20 protein-coding genes are annotated in these 18,904 nt (G+C 39.9%); 12 read left to right on the forward strand and 8 right to left on the reverse strand.

Annotated elements, in window-relative coordinates; translation table 11 throughout:
• Positions 1 to 13: 13 nt before the first annotated feature.
• Positions 14 to 913 (forward strand): Dyp-type peroxidase, encoded by a 900-nt coding sequence (locus MTF67_RS11450; RefSeq protein WP_248519580.1) that lies wholly within the window; start codon positions 14 to 16, stop codon positions 911 to 913.
• Here the strand turns inward: MTF67_RS11450 and argR are convergent.
• Positions 910 to 1,377: a transcriptional regulator ArgR gene (argR, locus tag MTF67_RS11455; protein ID WP_006794541.1), complete on the reverse strand. Its 468-nt coding sequence runs from the start codon at positions 1,375 to 1,377 to the stop codon at positions 910 to 912. The two genes, MTF67_RS11450 and argR, sit on opposite strands and share 4 nt — an antisense overlap.
• A gap of 224 nt (positions 1,378 to 1,601) precedes the next feature.
• Here argR and mdh point away from each other — a divergent pair, with 224 nt between their 5' ends.
• On the forward strand, positions 1,602 to 2,534 hold the full coding sequence (gene mdh / locus MTF67_RS11460; protein ID WP_248519581.1) for a malate dehydrogenase: 933 nt from the start codon (positions 1,602 to 1,604) through the stop codon (positions 2,532 to 2,534).
• A gap of 95 nt (positions 2,535 to 2,629) precedes the next feature.
• Here the strand turns inward: mdh and ispB are convergent, their stop codons facing one another.
• Positions 2,630 to 3,601 (reverse strand): octaprenyl diphosphate synthase, encoded by a 972-nt coding sequence (ispB, locus tag MTF67_RS11465; RefSeq protein ID WP_248519582.1) that lies wholly within the window; start codon positions 3,599 to 3,601, stop codon positions 2,630 to 2,632.
• Positions 3,602 to 4,023: 422 nt separating this feature from the next.
• Between ispB and rplU the strand changes: the two genes are divergently transcribed.
• The 5 genes from rplU (at position 4,024) to MTF67_RS11490 (ending at position 6,918) form a co-directional block, all read left to right on the forward strand.
• Complete coding sequence (gene rplU, locus MTF67_RS11470; protein WP_006794538.1) at positions 4,024 to 4,335, forward strand: 50S ribosomal protein L21; 312 nt, start codon at positions 4,024 to 4,026, stop codon at positions 4,333 to 4,335.
• A 16-nt stretch (positions 4,336 to 4,351) separates the two neighbouring features.
• Positions 4,352 to 4,609, forward strand: a complete 258-nt coding sequence (rpmA, locus tag MTF67_RS11475; protein ID WP_002957747.1) for a 50S ribosomal protein L27 — start codon at positions 4,352 to 4,354, stop codon at positions 4,607 to 4,609.
• A gap of 141 nt (positions 4,610 to 4,750) precedes the next feature.
• Positions 4,751 to 5,902 carry an Obg family GTPase CgtA gene (gene cgtA / locus MTF67_RS11480; RefSeq protein ID WP_006794537.1) on the forward strand — a complete coding sequence of 384 codons (1,152 nt, stop codon included), beginning with the start codon at positions 4,751 to 4,753 and terminating at the stop codon, positions 5,900 to 5,902.
• Positions 5,903 to 5,973: 71 nt separating this feature from the next.
• Entirely contained in the window at positions 5,974 to 6,465 is a 492-nt protein-coding gene (folA, locus tag MTF67_RS11485; RefSeq protein WP_248519583.1) for a type 3 dihydrofolate reductase, read from the forward strand.
• 78 nt (positions 6,466 to 6,543) lie between these two features.
• On the forward strand, positions 6,544 to 6,918 hold the full coding sequence (locus MTF67_RS11490; RefSeq protein ID WP_248519584.1) for a DUF3718 domain-containing protein: 375 nt from the start codon (positions 6,544 to 6,546) through the stop codon (positions 6,916 to 6,918).
• A gap of 157 nt (positions 6,919 to 7,075) precedes the next feature.
• On the opposite strand, the gene MTF67_RS11495 is transcribed toward MTF67_RS11490, so the two are convergent.
• The 3 genes from MTF67_RS11495 to coaBC form a co-directional block, all read right to left on the reverse strand.
• The gene (locus MTF67_RS11495) at positions 7,076 to 9,850 is read right to left on the reverse strand and encodes a prolyl oligopeptidase family serine peptidase (protein ID WP_248519585.1); all 2,775 of its coding nucleotides are present in this window, start codon (positions 9,848 to 9,850) and stop codon (positions 7,076 to 7,078) included.
• Between the two features lie 162 nt (positions 9,851 to 10,012).
• Complete coding sequence (gene slmA / locus MTF67_RS11500) at positions 10,013 to 10,600, reverse strand: nucleoid occlusion factor SlmA (protein WP_006794533.1); 588 nt, start codon at positions 10,598 to 10,600, stop codon at positions 10,013 to 10,015.
• A gap of 100 nt (positions 10,601 to 10,700) precedes the next feature.
• Positions 10,701 to 11,894 carry a bifunctional phosphopantothenoylcysteine decarboxylase/phosphopantothenate--cysteine ligase CoaBC gene (gene coaBC, locus MTF67_RS11505; protein ID WP_248519586.1) on the reverse strand — a complete coding sequence of 398 codons (1,194 nt, stop codon included), beginning with the start codon at positions 11,892 to 11,894 and terminating at the stop codon, positions 10,701 to 10,703.
• A gap of 143 nt (positions 11,895 to 12,037) precedes the next feature.
• Here coaBC and radC point away from each other — a divergent pair, with 143 nt between their 5' ends.
• The 3 genes from radC to rpmG all read left to right on the forward strand — a co-directional run bounded on the left by radC (position 12,038) and on the right by rpmG (position 13,386).
• Positions 12,038 to 12,712 carry a DNA repair protein RadC gene (gene radC, locus MTF67_RS11510; RefSeq protein ID WP_248519587.1) on the forward strand — a complete coding sequence of 225 codons (675 nt, stop codon included), beginning with the start codon at positions 12,038 to 12,040 and terminating at the stop codon, positions 12,710 to 12,712.
• 270 nt (positions 12,713 to 12,982) lie between these two features.
• A complete protein-coding gene (gene rpmB, locus MTF67_RS11515; RefSeq protein WP_006793236.1) occupies positions 12,983 to 13,219 on the forward strand; it encodes a 50S ribosomal protein L28 in 237 nt (78 codons plus the stop codon).
• 11 nt (positions 13,220 to 13,230) lie between these two features.
• The gene (gene rpmG / locus MTF67_RS11520; RefSeq protein ID WP_004587947.1) at positions 13,231 to 13,386 is read left to right on the forward strand and encodes a 50S ribosomal protein L33; all 156 of its coding nucleotides are present in this window, start codon (positions 13,231 to 13,233) and stop codon (positions 13,384 to 13,386) included.
• 322 nt (positions 13,387 to 13,708) lie between these two features.
• On the opposite strand, the gene MTF67_RS11525 is transcribed toward rpmG, so the two are convergent.
• The gene (locus MTF67_RS11525) at positions 13,709 to 15,844 is read right to left on the reverse strand and encodes a S8 family peptidase (RefSeq protein WP_248519588.1); all 2,136 of its coding nucleotides are present in this window, start codon (positions 15,842 to 15,844) and stop codon (positions 13,709 to 13,711) included.
• 331 nt (positions 15,845 to 16,175) lie between these two features.
• On the opposite strand from MTF67_RS11525, the gene MTF67_RS11530 reads away from it, so the two are divergent.
• Together MTF67_RS11530 and MTF67_RS11535 are read left to right on the forward strand one after the other, a co-directional pair.
• Positions 16,176 to 17,360 (forward strand): NAD(P)/FAD-dependent oxidoreductase, encoded by a 1,185-nt coding sequence (locus tag MTF67_RS11530; protein ID WP_248519589.1) that lies wholly within the window; start codon positions 16,176 to 16,178, stop codon positions 17,358 to 17,360.
• Between the two features lie 73 nt (positions 17,361 to 17,433).
• Entirely contained in the window at positions 17,434 to 18,345 is a 912-nt protein-coding gene (locus tag MTF67_RS11535) for a tetratricopeptide repeat protein (protein WP_248519590.1), read from the forward strand.
• Positions 18,346 to 18,348: 3 nt separating this feature from the next.
• Here the strand turns inward: MTF67_RS11535 and MTF67_RS11540 are convergent, their stop codons facing one another.
• A complete protein-coding gene (locus MTF67_RS11540) occupies positions 18,349 to 18,630 on the reverse strand; it encodes a DUF917 family protein (protein WP_248519591.1) in 282 nt (93 codons plus the stop codon).
• A complete protein-coding gene (locus tag MTF67_RS11545; RefSeq protein WP_248519592.1) occupies positions 18,627 to 18,797 on the reverse strand; it encodes a hypothetical protein in 171 nt (56 codons plus the stop codon). The genes MTF67_RS11540 and MTF67_RS11545 overlap by 4 nt, the downstream gene beginning before the upstream one ends.
• Between the last annotated feature and the right edge of the window lie 107 nt (positions 18,798 to 18,904).

The raw sequence follows: 18,904 nt of genomic DNA on the forward strand, positions 1-18,904 counted from the left end.
CTGAGGAATAACAATGGCGCAAGCGCAATCTGGGATTTGTGCTGAAGCAAACCTGCATGGTTTGCATTTATTTTTTAATGTGTTTGATGGTCAAGACGAATCATTGCGCGCTAAATTAAAACAAGTAAGCGCAATTGAAGAAGAGTTTAATGATCAGTTTTCAGAGTCGATGTTGTCGTGCGTTGTTGCCATTGGCGCCCAATATTGGCCTCATATTCTTCCTGAGTATATTCCTAGTGAGCTGCAAAGCTTTCCAAATATAAATCATCCAGATCACCAAATGAGTGTTCAGCCGTGTGACTTGTTTGTGCAGGTGCGTTCAGACAGAGAAGACGTAAACCACTTATTTGCATTGCAAGTTTTAAAGCTTTTTGCACCTGATGTCGAGCTTGTGGAGCAAATACGTAACTTTCGTTTTTTAGATGGCCGAGATTTTAATGGTTTTATTTATGGTGGTGATACGCCACACGGAAGAAAAAAGCGTTCAACTGCTTTAATTAATAAACCTGGTTGTTTTGAAGATCAGGGAAGTTATATTCATGTTCAGCGCTATAAACACGACTTAACTGTTTGGCAGCACTTATCGCTCAGTGAGCAAGAGCAAATTATGGGCCGTACACGACTTGATAATACGCTTATAACCCCAGCACTAAATACCAGTCATGCCACGCGTAGTGAGTTAAAAGATGAAGAGGGGCAACCCCTTTTGTTGAATCAAAGCATGCCTTATGGCGATGTTTATGAGCAAGGTATGTTATGCATAAGCTGCGCAAGTACTGGTACTGCATTTGAGGCTGTATTAAATAGCCGTTTAGGGGAGGGGGAGTGTTACGACCATTGGCTTGATTTTACTCAAGCCGATATGGGGTCTGCTTTTTTTGCCCCCTCAGCTGGGTTTTTAAAGCAAATTTAAACCGTATCAAATAAAATACGTACTCGTTCAAGCGTAACGTCTATTTCAGAAATTTTAGCTGGGGCAATAAATATAGTATCGTCTCCGGCAATAGTACCTAATACACCATCGGCCTTTCCTAACGAGTCAAGTAAGCGGGCAATAAGCTGCGCAGCGCCTGGACTGGTGCGAATAATGATCATCATTTCATTATGCATAATATCAATGACTAACTGGCGTAATGGGCTTTTAGCTGTCGGCACTCCCATTTCAGCGGGTAGGCAGTAAACCATTTCTTGTTTAGCGTTGCGGGTACGCACAGCACCAAACTTACTTAACATGCGTGACACTTTACTCTGGCTTATATTGTCAAAGCCTTGCTCTTTAAGCGCATCAACTATTTCGCCTTGAGAGCCAAAGTTTTCTTCTTTTAAAAGTGATTTAAACGCTTTTACCAATGCTTCTTGTTTATCTTGAGGTTGCATAGTCTTTATTCATTATTGTTATTTATGCTGTAAATACTACACAAAAATGAATAATTATGCAGCAGTTGTTTAGTCAACTTGACAGTTTGATGCGATAAACCACCAAAGTTTACAACTATGGTCGAAAATATCGCAAAATAGGCCCGATAAATTTGTTTTTAGGCGCTAATTTCATTATCTTAAGGGCCACAAGTATTTCCTACCTCAAATGACGGAGAATTCCAATGAAAGTTGCTGTATTAGGTGCTGCAGGCGGTATCGGTCAAGCATTGTCTTTACTATTAAAAACAGGCTTACCAGCTGGTTCTGAATTATCACTTTACGATGTTGCACCAGTTGTACCAGGTGTTGCTGTTGACCTATCACACATCCCAACTGATGTTAAAGTAGCAGGTTTTGGCGCAGACGATTTAAACAAAGCGCTTGACGGTGCTGATATTGTTTTAATCCCAGCGGGTATGCCACGTAAACCAGGTATGGATCGTGCAGATTTATTTAACGTAAATGCCGGTATCATTAAAACACTAGCTGAAGGCATTGTAGCTAGTTGTCCTAAAGCACTTGTGGGTATCATTACTAACCCAGTAAACGGCACAGTACCGATTGTTGCTGAAGTGTTCAAGAAAGCAGGTACATACGATGCAAGCCGTGTATTTGGTATTACTACGCTTGACGTGATTCGTTCAGAAGCATTTGTTGCTGAACTTAAAGGCGTAAACGTTGCTACAGTTAAAGTACCAGTAATTGGTGGTCACTCTGGCACAACTATTCTTCCTCTACTTTCTCAAGTTGAAGGCGTAACTTTCACTGAAGACGAAGTTGCTGCACTTACTCCACGTATCCAAAATGCAGGTACTGAAGTAGTAAATGCTAAAGCAGGTGGTGGTTCAGCTACATTATCAATGGGTGCTGCTGCAGCACGTTTTTGTATGTCTTTAGTTAAAGGCCTACAAGGTGAAGATGTTGTAGATTACGCATACGTTGCTGTTGAAGATGGTGATGCAGAGTATTTTGCACACCCAGTACGTTTAGGTAAAAACGGCGTTGAAGAAATTCTTTCTTACGGCGAGCTAAGCGCATTTGAAGAAAAAGCGAAGAACGATATGCTTGAGACACTGAAAAAAGACATCAAAGAAGGTGTTGATTTCATGGCGTAATAGCCAGAATGAGCATTAAAAAAGCCTGCATTTGCAGGCTTTTTTGTTGCTCGAATGTTATTTACTATTAGTGTTAAATAACAGGCTCGTTAAGGCTAGTGATCACGGTCAACGGCTATACGGGCTAAGCTTACCAATGCGTGCTTGTATTCAGATTCAGGTAAAAAATCTAAGCAAGCAATTGCTTTATCGGCTTCAAGCTCTGCTTTTTGCATTGTAAACTCAAGCGCATTGGTTTGTTTTAACGTAGATAAAATCTCTTCTAAATGTTCCATACCATTACTGTGCTCAATTGCATCACGAATTAACTGTGTTTGATGCGCATTACCGTGTTGCATTGCATATATAAGTGGTAGGGTAGGCTTACCTTCGGCTAGATCATCGCCTATATTTTTACCTAGCTGGTCTGCATCGGCGTTATAATCAAGCACGTCGTCAACAAGCTGAAATGCCGTACCTAAGTGCATACCGTATAAGTTTAATGCATTGAGTGTGGCTTCATCATTATTGGTAATAATAGCAGCAAGCCCGGTAGCAGCCTCAAACAGCTTAGCCGTTTTAGAGTAAATAACTTGCATGTAGCTGGCTTCGGTTGTGTCTGGATCGTTGCAATTCATAAGTTGCAGTACTTCACCTTCAGCAATTATATTGGTTGCATCGGCGAGTATTTGCATAATTTGCATTTTGCCTAAACCAACCATTAACTGGAATGAGCGCGTGTATATAAAGTCGCCAACTAATACGCTAGCAGCATTACCAAATTCAGCGTTAGCCGTCGGGGTGCCTCGGCGTAAGTTTGACTCATCAACAACGTCGTCGTGTAATAAGGTCGCGGTGTGAATAAACTCAACAATGGTCGCAAGTGTAATGTGGTCTTTACCAGTATATCCTAGCGCTTTGGCAGCTAAAATAGCTAACATAGGACGAACGCGTTTACCGCCGCTATTAACTATGTATAAACCAAGTTGGTTTACTAACGCCACATCTGAGCGCATTTGCGCATGTATAAGTTGATTGACGTCATTCATATCGCTTTCTATTAACGCCTGGATAGCTTTTATATCCATTGATCTCCGAGCCAATTTTTATGTGTGAACGGCGCAGATTGTACAACAAAAAACGCACTAGCTCGATATTTTGTGACGATTGATTTAAAAAACCTACCTAAAGTGCTTAATAAGTGCTTAATTCAATCACAAATGTGTTTAATTATTAGACGGTGAAAGGTGGTTTTTGAGTTTGAATAATGGTCGACGCAGGTTGCAATTTTATTAGTAGGGTTATTTTTGCAAAGAGTTAAAAAGCGCTTGGCAAAAGGCTTAATTAATATAAAATAGAGAAAATATTGAATTGCTCTCAAAGCAGCTACTTTTTATTCATTTTAATTACAAAATAGGCTTGCTAGTTATTTCGCGTTAGCGTAAACTTCGCGCCCTATCGAAGAATATTTTAGTTGCGCCGATTTGAGGGTGCACAGACGGAGTTAATTATGTACGCGGTTTTCCAAAGTGGTGGTAAACAGCATCGTGTGACTGAAGGTCAAACGATTCGTCTTGAAAAATTAGACGTTGAAACTGGTGCGGCAGTTGAATTTGATTCAGTGCTTTTAGTTGCTGATGGTGAGAAGATCGAGATCGGTGTACCGTTCGTAAACGGTGGTAAGATAACAGCTGAGGTTGTTTCACATGGTCGCGGTGAGAAAATTAAGGTTGTTAAATTTAGACGCCGTAAGCATTCTCGTAAGCAAATGGGCCACCGTCAATGGTTCACTGAAGTTAAAATCACTGGCATTAGCGCTTAATTAGAGGTACTTAGAAATGGCACATAAAAAAGCAGCTGGTAGTACTCGTAACGGTCGCGATTCAGAAAGCAAACGCCTAGGTGTTAAGCGTTTTGGTGGCGAATCAGTTCTAGCGGGTAGCATCATTGTTCGTCAGCGTGGAACACGTTTCCACCCTGGTACAAACGTAGGTATCGGTAAAGACCACACTATCTTTGCAAAAGCAGATGGTAAAGTTCAATTTGAACAAAAAGGTCCTTTAAACCGTAAATACGTAACTATCGTAACTGAGTAATCAGTAAGGTAGTTAAAAAACCCCGCCTTTGCGGGGTTTTTTGTTTTGAGACAAAAATATATACCAAAGCCAAGCCTGCAATCGGTTTGGCTTCGGTATATAATGTATAAATTAGCAAGCCAATCCCTAAAGTGAGTAATCATGAAGTTTGTAGATGAAGTAGAAATTCGCGCAGAGGCCGGAGACGGCGGAAGCGGTATCGTGTCTTTCCGACGTGAAAAATATGTCCCAGATGGTGGGCCTGACGGCGGTGACGGTGGAGACGGTGGTAGTGTTTATCTACAAGCTGATGAAAACTTAAATACCCTGATTGACTATCAGTTTGAGCGCTTTCACAGAGCTGAGCGCGGTACAAACGGACGTAGCCGAAACTGTACAGGTAAAAAAGCAGACGACTTGTTTGTAATGGTCCCTGTGGGTACACGTATAACCGATGTTGATACGCAAGAAGGGCTTGGTGATTTGACCCAACATGGTCAACGAATTTTGGTTGCAAAAGGTGGTTTCCACGGCTTGGGGAATGCACGTTTTAAATCAAGTACTAACCGAGCGCCTCGTCAAAAAACACTAGGTACACCCGGTGAAGTACGTAACTTAAAATTAGAGTTACTATTGCTAGCTGACGTAGGTTTACTAGGTTTGCCAAATGCTGGTAAATCGACCTTTATTCGCAGCGTGTCTGCTGCAAGACCTAAAGTGGCTGACTACCCATTTACAACGCTTATTCCTAATTTAGGTGTAGTGCGTCCGGAAGCTAACAAGTCATTTGTAATAGCTGATATACCTGGGTTGATTGAAGGTGCGTCTGATGGTGCCGGTTTAGGTATCCGCTTCTTAAAGCATTTAGAACGTTGTCGTGTGTTATTGCACATTATTGACGTAATGCCTGTAGATGGATCAAACCCAGTCGATAATGCGTTTGCAATTATAAATGAGCTGCATCAATACAGTCCTAAGCTTGCAGAAAAGCCTCGTTGGTTAGTGTTTAATAAAATAGATTTGTTACCTGAAGATGAAGCACAAGCGCTATGCGATGCTATTGCACAAGAGCTAGGTGAGTCTGAAAATATTTATCAAATCTCAGCTATTAACAAGCTGCATACTCAACCGCTTATACATGACATTATGACATTGCTTGATAGCATGCCTAAAGAGAAGTTTGAGCAAGTTGAAGATGAAGAAATAGAATTTAAGTGGGATACCTACCATCAGAAAGCCACTAAGGGCGATGATGATGATTGGGATGACTGGGATGAAGATGATTACGATGTAGAAGTAGTCTACGAACGTTAATTTTCATTAAATATAAAAAGGAGCATAGGCTCCTTTTTTGTTTATTAATAATAAAGTACTAGGTATTTAGTGTGATTATTTCAATGATTGCCGCTATGGCAAATAACCGTGTTATTGGTCTTGATAATAAAATGCCGTGGCATTTACCTGCAGATCTTCAACATTTTAAAGCCGTTACTACAGGTAAGCCTGTGATCATGGGTCGTAAAACTTTTGAGTCTATTGGTCGTCCTTTACCTGGTAGACGCAATATTATTATTACGCGCAACACTGACTATAAGGCCGAGGGTATTGAAACTGCAACAAGCCCAGAGGCCGCGCTGAGATTGGTTTTCGGTGTTGAAGAGGTCATGATTATAGGCGGTGGAAATGTTTACCAGCAATTTTTAACACAAGCTGAGCGCTTATATTTAACCTTTATTGATCTTGATGTAGAAGGTGATACACAGTTCCCTGATTATCAAGCTATTGCAAATTGGGAAGTGAAAGAAGAGCAAGTAAAACAGCCTGACGAAAAAAATAAACATAGTTATAAATTCGTAACTTTGTATAAATACTGCTAACATTATTGCGAAAGGTTAACTAGGTTGGTACAATATTAACCAGTTAACATAGGAATAAAGTACCAACAAGGGTCTATAATGTTTAAATTATCAAAGTTAGTTGTTATTTCTGCTATTGCTGCAGGTTCACTTTCGTACACAGCTCCAGCAAAGGCTAATGATCAACTAGCGCTATCTATTTGCGAGTATATCGCAGCAGATGATAAAAACCGTTTACGTAGCAAGTTAAAAAGCTCTCGTGTAAAAATTCGTAACATATATGATTCTATTCAATGTAACGGTAATAACTTATTGCGTCATGCTGTTGCCAACAATGCAGTAAATGCGGGTGAGTATATTGTTAAAAACTTATCTAAAAGTTCATTGTCAGACGGTGCCGACATAGCCTGGGCTGAAGGCAATCACGCAGGTTCTGCGCTTATTCCTGTAATTAAAGACCGTGCTGGTTTGTAATTATTAGTAATTTAAAAAAAGCCGCGATTATCGCGGCTTTTTTGTTGCTGGAAAAATAATTGACTATTTAGAGGTCGATATTACTGAGTAATATCGGCCTCTATCTGTCTGAGTACTCTGATCAGCTTTTATCATGTTTATTTATGAATGTCTCAGTTCACTCACTTATAAATGCTTCACCTTCAATCATCCATTTAGCTGCAGGCTGACCTTTTAGGTAATGATCGAAGTACTGCATCATACGGACTGAAAAATCGACCTGATTTGGGAATTTTTTAAGGTGATGCGGTTCACCTTCATACTGTAAAAAAGTGGCATCTTTGCCTGCACGACGAAGTGCTAAATAATACTGTACGCCTTCGTGCCATGGTACCGCATCATCTTTGTCTCCAAACATGATTAAAATTGGCGTATTGACCTTGTCAGCAAAAAATACGGGTGAGTTTTCAATATATAACTCTGGTGCCTCAAATAAGTTTTTACCTATGCGGCTTTGTCCTGTTTCGTATTGAAACTGGCGAGCAAGGCCTGACTTTAAGCGTATGCCACTGTATGCGCTGGTCATGTTAGATACCGGCGCGCCTGATACAACCGCTTTAAACATATCTGTTTGGGTGATCATAAATGCACTTTGGTACCCGGCCCATGAGTGACCTTGCAAGCCAATTTTGTTTGGATCGGCAATACCAAGATCTATTAACTTTTGGGTAGCGTTGATCATGGTTTGCGTTGACGATTTGCCCGGGTGACCTATTTCAAAACGAATATCAGGTAAAAAGATGGCGTAGCCATTTGATGTAAACATTGGGAAATTAGGGCGATGATTTAACTCCATTTTAGGAAAATCAAACATACGCTGGCTCATGTAACGATAAAAATAAACAACAACAGGCACTTTATCGCCTTTCTTGTAACCGTCAGGTTTTATTAAAACACCTTGTAAGTCTTCACCATCAAAACCTTTGTAGCTAATCAGTTCAGGTTTTTCACCCCAAGCAAAATTTGCGGTTTGAGGGTTCAAATCAGTTACTTTTTGTGTGGTTAAAAAGCTTAAGTCGGTTTGATAGAAATCTGGGAACTGATGATAAGTCTGTTCAGTAAATAGGTATTTATCTGCTTTCTTGGCTTTTTTAACAATATCAAAACGTTTATCACCACTGAGTACTTCAGTAATGGTCGTGTTTTCTAAATCAAGCTTTGCAATCCCTCTTTGCTTTGTTTGAAGGTCAACAGCAGTAACTAGCAGTGTTTCATCTTGTTTAAAGGCTACCTGGTTTCTATCAAGCTTAATGACGCGATACTGTGTATTAGTCTGCTTTCCATTTGTTAAGCGTTTAGCTTGATTGGTGTTTACATTAAACGCCCAAATATCATATTTGCTATAAGCAAGTACTTGGCTGCTATCGCTCATCCAGCCTGCAAAACCATAGCCTGGTTGTGTAGAAGGGTAATCGTGTTTGTCGTCGGCAAAAGTTGCTTTTATGGCTTGTGTAACCGGAGTAACTTTATTGTTAGCTAATTCTTTTAGTTGTATTTGGTTGTCAGCAAAGTAAGCCGCAAATAAGCCATTAGGAGAAAGAGAAGGTCTAAAAGGACTGTTAGCCACAATAGGAGTTTGCTTGCCTGTATTGATGTTTACAGCGTAGTAATCTGCAAAAAAGCCGCCATACATTATTTTTTCTAAATAGGGAGAATTTGACGAGCCCAGCAAGGAAGTATCGCGTTCTGTATTAAGAGCAACACTAGGCATTGCAGGGGTACTCAGTTGAACCACTTTTTGTGAATTTACATGGTATACGGCTTCGTAATGAAGGTGCTTATTAACCGCGTTCCATTGCTGTTTTTCTCGTGGTTTTATCTCTGGGTCTTTATTATGCCAAACATCCAAGCCTTTTTGATCGCGAATAGTGGCAATGTCATAGAGTGAGGGTTCATCTACGAATTCTTTTGCTTTAACTTTCGCTGCAAGTTTTGGTCGGTTTTCAAAGTATAGGCGTTCACCGTTTTCTGACCAGCTTAGTTTTGCGGTTTTGCCTATAGTCCACTCTTTGTTTGTAGATTCAATAGTTAAAAGTGTTTCGTTTTTCCATAATTGTAGTGAGTGGTTTCGACGGCGAGTATCTTCGTTTACATAATTACCCAATGTAAATGCTGCGGTTGCTTCGATTGGGTGCCATGCTATTTTATTAGCAATAACACCGGGTTCATCAATTAGCACTTCACTTTTAAAAGATGTTAGTGTGATTAGCTTTATTTGGTTGTCGTTACCATCAGGATAACTTTGACTTAGTAAAAGCTGATCATTGGTAGCACTTATACTGTAACTAAAAACATTATCAATAGTTTCACTTTGTTGGTTTTTTAAATTAACAATAACGAGCGAGTAAACCTTGTCTTTTTTGTCAGGTGAAATGGCGCTATTGTCTTCATCTTCACTCTCATCCTTGGTATTTTTTTCTACATTATCAGTTTTATCTGCTTTTTTATCTAAACGATACGCAAGCCATACCCCGTCGTTTGATAATGCGTAGTCTTTTACATTCTCAAAACGTTTTTGCTCACCTGTTTCTGTATTTACTAGTACTAAGTTATTTTTAAGCGTGTTTTTTTTCTTGGTGGTTTCTTTTTCGAGTAATGTGGGTACTTGTATAAATGCAGTCCAGTTGGCTGCTTTGTTTATAAACGGCTTGGTGCCGCGGTCCACTTCGCTGATTAAACTATTTGAGGTTAAAGAGTAAACCTGACCTGCGGCATTGCCGCGGTATGGCGTGGCACTTAAAGATAAAATACGTCCATCTTCAGATAATTGTGTGCCTTTGGCTGATTTAAAGTTAAATACATCTGTGAATTCTAATGCCTCTTTTGCATTAGGCGCGGTGCTGACTAAGCCAGTAATAAGTGCGCAACTTAGGAGGGTGAGCTTTGTTTTCATTATTGAATCTCGTTTTTTAACATTATTTTATTGTAACGAGTTTGACCAATATTTCGACCAGATAGGATAGAAGGCAGGTAGTGGCGATAAGTAACAGGTATAAACAATAAAACGACCATTTGGTCGTTTTATTTAAAAATTAATTCAGTGGGTATAATTATGTTAGAGCCAAATTTTTTGCAATTCAGGCCATTGTTTTTCAAATTGCACGCTTGGCTTAGTTTTAAAGTCACTGCGCACAAATTGATTCATTTTTCCTTCAACATAGGCAAGTAAAAAGTTAGCCAGTGTAAGCTCATCACTTTGGAAGTTTTTACCTTCACGAAGCTTACGTTCTCTGAGTACTTGTTTAAGTTGGGTCTCTAATTTTTCAAAAAAGCTTTGAACGCGTTCACGTAAGCGCTCTTGTTCACCTTGCAGCGCATCACCGGTTAAAATACGGGTAATACCAGGGTTTTTCTCGGCAAATGTTAAAAGTAAAAGTAAAATATTATAAACACGGGTTTGGCTTTCTTTTTCGTTTTCTAAAATAAGGTTAATGCGCGATAAAAGAGTGTCTTCAATAAACTCGATTAAGCCTTCAAACATGCGCGCTTTGCTAGGAAAATGACGATACAGAGCCGCTTCAGATACACCAACCTCAGCAGCTAGTTTAGCTGTGGTGATACGTTGACCAGGGCTTGTTTCTAACATTTGTGCGAGTGCTTGCAGTATTTGCTCTTTGCGATTACTTCTTTTTGTCGCAGGCATGAACATTCCTTTTTTATTAGTTATTCTTGGCTGGGGTTAATCATTTTTTGTTCAAATGAAAAGCATATGTTAATGTTTTATTCAGTTTGTTTCCAGCCTTTTATAGATGTTTAGCCAGCTGTTCGATCACTTTTAAAGCAATTGTACTTTTACTGCTAACGGGCAATTCTAACTGTTTATTTTGCCAATACAGAGTCAACGCGTTTTGATCAGAATTAAACCCTAAACCACTTTGCGATACATCGTTTGCGCATATCATATCTAGGTTTTTATTAACTAATTTATCTTTAGCATAACTCTCAACGTTTTGCGTTTCAGCGGCAAAACCTACAGTGTAAGGGCGGTTTTTTTCTATATTAGCAACCGCTGCAATTACATCTGGGTTTTTAACTAACGTCAGTGTTAGCTCGTCACCTTGTTTTTTTATTTTTTGAGTCGCTACTTCGCCAGCTCTGTAATCGGCAACAGCTGCGCAGCCAATAAACGCATCCGACTGCGGTGCATATACTAGTGCTTCATTTAATAGTTGCTCTGCGCTTTCTATATTTATTAGGTTTGCACCAATAGGTGCTTTAATAGTTACAGGGCCAGAAATTAAATTAACGTTAGCACCGAGTAACAACGCGGCTTCTGCAAGTGCGTAACCCATTTTTCCAGAGCTATGGTTTGATATAAACCTAACAGGGTCAAGCGGCTCACGGGTTGGGCCTGCGGTGATCGTAATTGTTTTACCAGCTAAAATTTGAGGAGGTTGGTTTTCAACACATAACGCTACAAGCTCATGTGGTTCAAGCATACGTCCTGAGCCAACATCACCACACGCTTGCTCTCCTTTACCCGGGCCCCAAATAAGTACGTTACGCGCTTTCAAGGTGGCTAGGTTTGCTTGCGTTGCAGCATGTGCATACATTTGCTGGTTCATAGCTGGGGCTACTGCAACTTTTGCTGGGGTCGCAAGCAGTAAAGTCGTCAGTAAGTCGTCTGCAATGCCGGTCGCCATTTTTGCAATGATATTACATGTTGCAGGAGCGACTAAAATAAGATCAGCCCACTTGGCAAACTCAATGTGTCCCATCGCGGCTTCAGCGGCAGGGTCGAGCAATGAATCCGATACTATCTCGCCGCTAACGGCTTGCATTGTGAGTGGCGTAATAAAATGCTTAGCTGACTCAGTCATGACAACTTTTACTTCACAACCATGCTCTTTTAATCGTCTTACGAGCTCAGCGCATTTATAGGCTGCAATTCCACCGCTAATACCCAGTACAATTTTTTTGTTTGTTAACGTCATCATGGTTGTCTGTCAATCTTATTAAATATGGCGCCTAAAATAACAAATCTTTACTCGTTCAGCTAAGTTTTTAATTTAAAATTACAAGCTAAATTTTTATTTTGCATTACATTTATAAGACACATGAGTTATTCAAGGATGAAAAAATGCAACTAACTTCACTGCCCAATGCTCAACGCCCACGTGAAAAGCTTATCGAAAAAGGCGCTAAAGCGCTAAGTGATGCAGAGCTCCTCGCCATATTTTTACGTACCGGGTTGCCGGGGATGAACGTAATAGAATTGGCTCAGCACTTACTGAACGAAAATAAAACATTACATAACTTGTTTAATGCCAGCATGGACGAATTTTGTTCGCAAAAAGGATTGGGAACGGCGAAGTATGTTCAATTACAAGCGGTACTTGAATTAAGTCAGCGTTATATGCAGGAGCGCTGCCAACGAGGTGCCGTGTTTAACTCCCCTAATTCAGTATACGATTACCTAACCATTCAAATGCGGGGTCTACAGCAAGAGGTATTTATGGTGCTTTATCTTGATAGTCAAAACCGCTTAGTAAAAGATGAGATTCTTTTTTACGGCACAATAAATGCCGCAAGTGTGTATCCGCGGGAGGTTGTTAAAGCGGCACTTAAAAATAATGCAGCGGCTGTTATCTTTGCTCATAACCATCCAAGTGGGATTGCTGAACCAAGCCAAGCAGATAAGCTTATTACCAATAAATTGCAGCAAGCACTGCAATTAGTAGACATAAATGTGCTTGACCATATCATTGTGGGAGGTGAAACGTGTGTTTCGTTTGCCGAGCGAGGCCTTATTTAACTCTCTTTAATATAGAAATGTGCTAAAAATGAGCGGTTTAATACATTTTAGCAAATTAGTTTAATTTAAATGCAGTTTTTACTTTCCCTAAGGGCATTCGATCTTTATAATTGGCCGCTATCAAATTTACATATGAGCTGGTTGGATAGATCAGTATTTGATCTTTGCCTGTAAAAGCTGTATAAAGAGCGCCCTTCGATTTATCTAGGGCAGAAATACACGGCCTTAGATTAAATTAAGCTCGAGCGAAGTTATTGGAGATATATAGACATGTCTAAAGTATGTCAAGTTACAGGTAAGCGTCCAGCGGTTGGTAACCACCGTTCACACGCGAGAAACGCGACTAGACGTCGTTTCCTACCTAACCTACAAACACACCGTTTTTGGGTTGAAAGTGAAAAACGTTTTGTAACATTACGCACTACTACTAAAGGTATGCGTATTATCGATAAAAAAGGCATCGACGCGGTTCTTACAGAAATCCGTGCTCGCGGCGAAAAAGTTTAAGGAACTGAATCATGCGCGATAAAATCCGTTTAGTTTCAACTGCCGGTACTGGTTTTTTCTACACTACTGACAAAAACAAACGTAACATGCCTGAAAAGATGGAAATCAAAAAGTTCGATCCTAAGGCTCGTAAACACGTGATTTTCAAAGAAGCTAAAATCAAGTAATTTTAGTTTTTTAGAATTTAAAAACCCAGCTTAGGCTGGGTTTTTTGTTTTCTGGTGATAAGTTAGTAATATATTTGAACTAATACGTATATTCATAAGCAACGATACCTAACCAGTTTTAGGGAATAAAACCGATATTGTACGTTTAATCTTTATATAAAACAGGTATATAACAAAGCTTCCTCTAGTAATTGACGAGGCTTAGTTGTCTAAAAATAGCTCGTTAGTATTAAGCCTCATTAAACTAAAAAATTATCTTATTCACAAAAAAGGCCAAACAGTCAGTTTGGCCTTTGCTATCCTAAAGATTATGAAATTACTATTATGGTTGGTATTGTCCGCTAATAGTTAAACCAGAGAAGTTTCTGTAAGCATTTACACTTAAATGCCATGTACCGGCTTGTGGGTTATTAAAGGTACATGTTTCAGCATTACCATTTTTATATGGACGACAGTCATAGCTAGACGATGTTGGTTGACTACCAAACTTCACAAATAAATCAGCATCACCTGTGCCACCAGAAGTAGTCACAGTAAATGAAGACATACCTGCAGGCACATCTAGTGTGTAGTGTTTCCACTGACCAGCACTGGCACTTACGTCACTAACAGTACCACCACCTGCTTCAGGTGTGCCTGAACCGCCACCAGAAGATGCACCTGTGATATTACCTACCAAGCTCACACCAGAATAGGCAGAGTAACCACGAAGCATTACATGGTATGTACCTGCCGTTGGATTATCGATAGAACATTCTTCGCTGTTGCCGCCTTTGTACGGACGACAGTCGTAGCTTGATGTAGTTGGTTGGCTGCCAGCACGAACGTATAAATCGGCATCACCTGTACCACCGCTCATTGTAAACGTCATATTGGTTGCTCCGCTTGGTACGGTCATGGTGTAAAAATCTTGTGCGTTAGCACCACCGCTTAAGCCTGTTTTAGCTTCGCCATCAACAAGTTCATTATCACCTGTTGTAGGTGGTGTTGTACCGCCACTTGCTGCGGCAACAGCAGCTGCAGCATCAACAATACCTGTACCACAGTTGTTACATGTTGCAGGGAATGAGCGAGTAGACGATTTTAAAATACTCTCAATTTCATCAGGCGTAGCATTTGGTTTTGCTTGCTTGATAAGTGCAGCTACACCCGCTACGTGCGGAGCGGCCATAGATGTACCTTGAGAGAATGAATAGCTATCGGTTGATGGAGAAGAAGATCCCGAGTTATATGTAGACAGAACACCTTCAGAATCGTTAGCAAAGCTTTGCGCGCCACCGGGTGCAGCGACATCAATGTTACTTCCGTAGTTTGAGTAATAAGCTCGGCCACCATTTCGACCAACTGATGCTACATTAACAACACCGTTACAGTTACCTGGGTTGTAGTTTGCTGAGTTATCGTTATCGTTACCAGCAGCAATAACAACAACAGCGCCATTGTTGCGAGCTGTATTGATCGCATTTTGTGTTGTAGAACTACAAGAGCCGCTGCCACCTAAGCTCATGTTAATTACATCTGCTGGGTTAGGGTTTCCAGGAATACCTGACACGTTACCGCCAGATGCCCAAATAATGCCATCGGCGATATCAGACGTTAAACCACCACATTTACCAAGTACACGCACTGGAACTACTTTTGCGTCATAAGCAACACCGGCTACACCTTCACCATTATTTGTAACGGCTGCAACAGTACCAGCAACGTGCGTACCATGCCAGCTAGACCCTTGCGCACCATTATTACCACATTCGCCGGCTGCTACTGCATCGCCCGGGTCACGTGCATCGCTATCACGGCCGCCGCCATCATTAGCAACTGATAGGTTAGAAATCATATCGTAACCAGGCAAAATATTAGCATTTAAGTCGGCGTGAGGGCGGTAACCTGTATCAAGAACAGCCACTACTACACCACTACCTGTTGCTGTGTCCCAAGCTGTTGGTAAGTTCAGACCGCCAGCTTGCTCATAGTAGTGCCACTGGTCGCCATAACGCGGATCGTTAGGTGTCGCAAAAGGTTTTAACATTTGGTCAACTTCAATGTACTCAACGTTGCCTGAATCAACCATTTCTTGCATAAACTCTTGTGCTTCTGCTGCGCTAAGCTTTTTATCAGCTCGCATAACGTGGTGGTTATTTAGTGCCATTGCGCGAATGTACTTTGCTTTTATCTTCCCTTTTTTAGAAGCAAAGTTTTTAACAAAGTTTTTTGCACGCGCTTTCATGTTTACAGGGCTTTCATCTGCAGTAGAGTAACTCAGTGCGTCAAAATTGTTATTTTTATATTTAATGATGAACTGCGTTTCAAAGCCACTTTGATTTTGAAGTTTAGCTGTTGTATCTGCCACTGAAGGGCCGATTGCTTGTGCCGGATTGGCCATGCTTGATGCAGTAGCGAAAAGCGTACTAATGGTAAGTGCTATTGCACACTTATTAAATGTTTTACTTGTTGTCATAATTTTCCCTAGATTTTTTTATTAGTTATATCGTGATGGATTGTCACAATGCAGGTACAAAGGTAAATTATGTGTTAATAAATTTAAAATACTAAATCATTATGTCTCTATTTCATTTAGTTATAACGAGCGTTTTAAAGGGTTTTTTCATTGTTTTGTATTTATCATATAAAATAAAAATGATATAAAGGTATTGCTTTTTGGTTTGTGTTTTTAATACTTCTAAAAAGTAGAAAGTATATTTATTGTGTTATTTGTAATAATGAATTCTGTACATTGCTGGCGATTAAATTTTGCTATAATCGAGCAAATTGTTAAGTGAGATAAATAGATGACCCAGGTAGATGTAATTGTAATTGGCGCGGGAGCGGCTGGATTAATGTGTGCAGCACAAGCTGGATACCGAGGCCGACGTGTTACAGTACTTGATATGGGTAAAAAGCCGGGTCGTAAAATTTTAATTAGTGGTGGCGGGCGCTGTAATTTTACAAATGAGAATGCAGCACCGGAAAATTACTTATGCAGCAATCCACATTTTGTTAAATCATGTTTGAGCCGTTATACGCAACATGACTTTATTGAGCTGGTGGACCGCCACGGTTTGGCATACCATCATAAAACGTTAGGCCAGCTGTTTTGTGATAATAGTGCGCAAGATATTGTTAATATACTTCTTACTGAATGCGAGTGGGCAGGTGTAAATATAGCCTTGCGCAGTGAAGTGATTAATGTACAAAAAACAGAGTCGGGTTATAGCGTTACCACAGAGCAAGAGACCTTACATTGCGAGTCGTTAGTGGTTGCGTCGGGTGGGCTTACTATGCCCAAGCTTGGTGCTACACCTATTGGTTATAAAATTGCTGAGCAGTTTGGTTTAAACGTACTACCTACTATGGCCGCGCTTGTACCATTTACCCTTCACCAACACGACAAAGAACGCTTTGAAGGATTATCAGGCGTTAGCATACCGTGCGAAGTAACAAGTGAAGACGGTACCACATTTAAAGAAAATATATTATTTACGCACCGTGGTTTATCTGGCCCCGCTATATTACAAATAAGTTCATTTTGGCGTGCAGGGCAGGCTGTTACTATTAATCTACTTCCAGAGCTAGATTTAAAGCAGCAGCTTGCAGACTGGAGAGAAACGCAACCTCAAAAATCACTAAAAAATAGCCTAACGACAATATTGCCAAAACGGTTCATTGAAATATTACATGAAAGCAATGCAATACCTGATTGCAATATTAATCAGCTTACCCATAGTCAAATTGAAGACCTTGCTAACTACATTCATGCGTGGCAAATAAAACCCAACGGAACCGAAGGCTATAGAACTGCAGAAGTAACCCTGGGTGGTGTAAATACAGACGAACTAAGCTCTAAAACGTTTGAAGCCAAAAAATCACAAGGCTTGTACTTTATAGGGGAAGTAACCGATGTAACCGGTTGGCTTGGAGGGTATAACTTTCAGTACGCTTGGAGCTGTGGATTTGCAGCCGGGCAATACGCGTAGTTATTTTATCCATTGTTAAATAGAGCACACTCATATTACACTTAAAGCTTATGTGGCTAATATGAGTGTTCTAATGCTGAAGCATGTTTTAATTGTTTTTTTGCTTTTATATGTAAGCATGGGTGCAAAAGCCTCTGAAAACTTAAGTGATCATGAAGTGTTTTGTATGAAAACAGACCAAGATTGCTTAACCTACATTCAATCTCGCCTTTTAAATACACAAAAGAACTCCTCTAATTGGTATAAATTGAAAACTTACGAGTTTGACTATTATTTTGATTATCAAAAATTCGATAATCTTCATAGCGCATTAAGCCCCTTTGTTGACCAAGAAGAATTACCCGGCGCATTTAAAATACAAGTTTATTTTTATTATGCTAAATCGCTTAATTACTTGGGTGATAAGCAACAAGCGAAAGCCTATGCGGCAAAAGCATTTGCTCAACTTGATGAAATTTATAATGTATTTGGTGATCCTTTAAGGCTTGTAGAGCTGGCTAATTTACAGCACATATTTGGCGATAAAAAAAAGGCACTAAGGGTATTGCTTGATGCCGAAAAGCGTTATGCAAAAAGTAGTGATGCTATTTTTCACTTTGAGCTGCACATCAATAAAGGGCACATTTATTACAATTGGCAACAGTACCCTCAAGCGATAGAAAGTAATTTAAAAGCCTACAACGCTATAAAAAGAACAAAACACCATGCTAAAACTGTAATTGCGCTAGGTAACTTAGCTTTTTCATATTTTAAGCATAATGATTTTAATAACGCAGTAAAATATTATAAAACTGCGTTCGACTACATCGAACCGGATAGCATTTACCAAGCAACCTATAGTTTACGTTTAGCGCAATCGTATTGGGAGTTGGGTAATAAAACACAAGCGGCTTTGTGGTTAAATAAAATAGATATAGATAATGTCGAACTTTCAAAAAGCCATGCAAAAGTTTATGAGAACTTGTTGCATGAACTTAAAAATTGAGTTTTAACAGTTAGGTATTGCCGCACGATAAGGTGCATCAACGCCAGCATAGCGAGGTCCAAATATTTCTAAACCTTTAGGGCCTGTAAATTCCTTTGGTGCAGGTAAAATAACAACCACTACTTGCATGCCTAACTCGTAATTTGAATTGGTAACAGGTGTGCCTGTTCGGGTATTAATACAGCATATTAAATCGGGTATGGTTACGTGAACTTCCTCATTTAAAAATGCGGCCATGTTCTCGTTTTTAACCGTTATTAATAAATACCATAATTTACTGATCACTTTGAACTTTGATGTATTTCTAGGCCGGTGATAAAAGTGGGCAGCGAAAAGCTGAGCATTGCGGCTATGGCTGCAATACGCGGCCAAGCAACAAGTTCTTTGGGGTTAATTGTGTGAGGGTCATTCCCGTTAGGCATTGCCTGTTTCTCTTTTTTATTATCTTTCATATTACTATACGCCGCTGGCGTGCAAAATTTTTTATTATTAGGTGTTTATTCAAAATATGAGGTTTAAAAAGTAGGGCGCGCACAAAATTATATTTTGTGGTGATTAT

The sequence above is a fragment of the Pseudoalteromonas sp. 2CM32C genome (genome assembly GCF_023161925.1).
GTDB classification, from domain to species: domain Bacteria; phylum Pseudomonadota; class Gammaproteobacteria; order Enterobacterales; family Alteromonadaceae; genus Pseudoalteromonas; species Pseudoalteromonas marina.

Coding starts and splice junctions, on each gene's coding strand:
- rpmB (WP_006793236.1), top strand. CDS start 12,983: ATGTCTAAAGTATGTCAAGTTACAGGTAAGCGTCCAGCGGTTGGTAAC.
- rplU (WP_006794538.1), top strand. CDS start 4,024: ATGTACGCGGTTTTCCAAAGTGGTGGTAAACAGCATCGTGTGACTGAA.
- coaBC (WP_248519586.1), bottom strand. CDS start 11,894: ATGATGACGTTAACAAACAAAAAAATTGTACTGGGTATTAGCGGTGGA.
- MTF67_RS11495 (WP_248519585.1), bottom strand. CDS start 9,850: ATGAAAACAAAGCTCACCCTCCTAAGTTGCGCACTTATTACTGGCTTA.
- MTF67_RS11535 (WP_248519590.1), top strand. CDS start 17,434: ATGCTGAAGCATGTTTTAATTGTTTTTTTGCTTTTATATGTAAGCATG.
- MTF67_RS11545 (WP_248519592.1), bottom strand. CDS start 18,797: ATGAAAGATAATAAAAAAGAGAAACAGGCAATGCCTAACGGGAATGAC.
- MTF67_RS11530 (WP_248519589.1), top strand. CDS start 16,176: ATGACCCAGGTAGATGTAATTGTAATTGGCGCGGGAGCGGCTGGATTA.
- ispB (WP_248519582.1), bottom strand. CDS start 3,601: ATGGATATAAAAGCTATCCAGGCGTTAATAGAAAGCGATATGAATGAC.
- cgtA (WP_006794537.1), top strand. CDS start 4,751: ATGAAGTTTGTAGATGAAGTAGAAATTCGCGCAGAGGCCGGAGACGGC.
- MTF67_RS11490 (WP_248519584.1), top strand. CDS start 6,544: ATGTTTAAATTATCAAAGTTAGTTGTTATTTCTGCTATTGCTGCAGGT.
- MTF67_RS11450 (WP_248519580.1), top strand. CDS start 14: ATGGCGCAAGCGCAATCTGGGATTTGTGCTGAAGCAAACCTGCATGGT.
- MTF67_RS11525 (WP_248519588.1), bottom strand. CDS start 15,844: ATGACAACAAGTAAAACATTTAATAAGTGTGCAATAGCACTTACCATT.
- rpmG (WP_004587947.1), top strand. CDS start 13,231: ATGCGCGATAAAATCCGTTTAGTTTCAACTGCCGGTACTGGTTTTTTC.
- argR (WP_006794541.1), bottom strand. CDS start 1,377: ATGCAACCTCAAGATAAACAAGAAGCATTGGTAAAAGCGTTTAAATCA.
- slmA (WP_006794533.1), bottom strand. CDS start 10,600: ATGCCTGCGACAAAAAGAAGTAATCGCAAAGAGCAAATACTGCAAGCA.
- rpmA (WP_002957747.1), top strand. CDS start 4,352: ATGGCACATAAAAAAGCAGCTGGTAGTACTCGTAACGGTCGCGATTCA.
- mdh (WP_248519581.1), top strand. CDS start 1,602: ATGAAAGTTGCTGTATTAGGTGCTGCAGGCGGTATCGGTCAAGCATTG.
- radC (WP_248519587.1), top strand. CDS start 12,038: ATGCAACTAACTTCACTGCCCAATGCTCAACGCCCACGTGAAAAGCTT.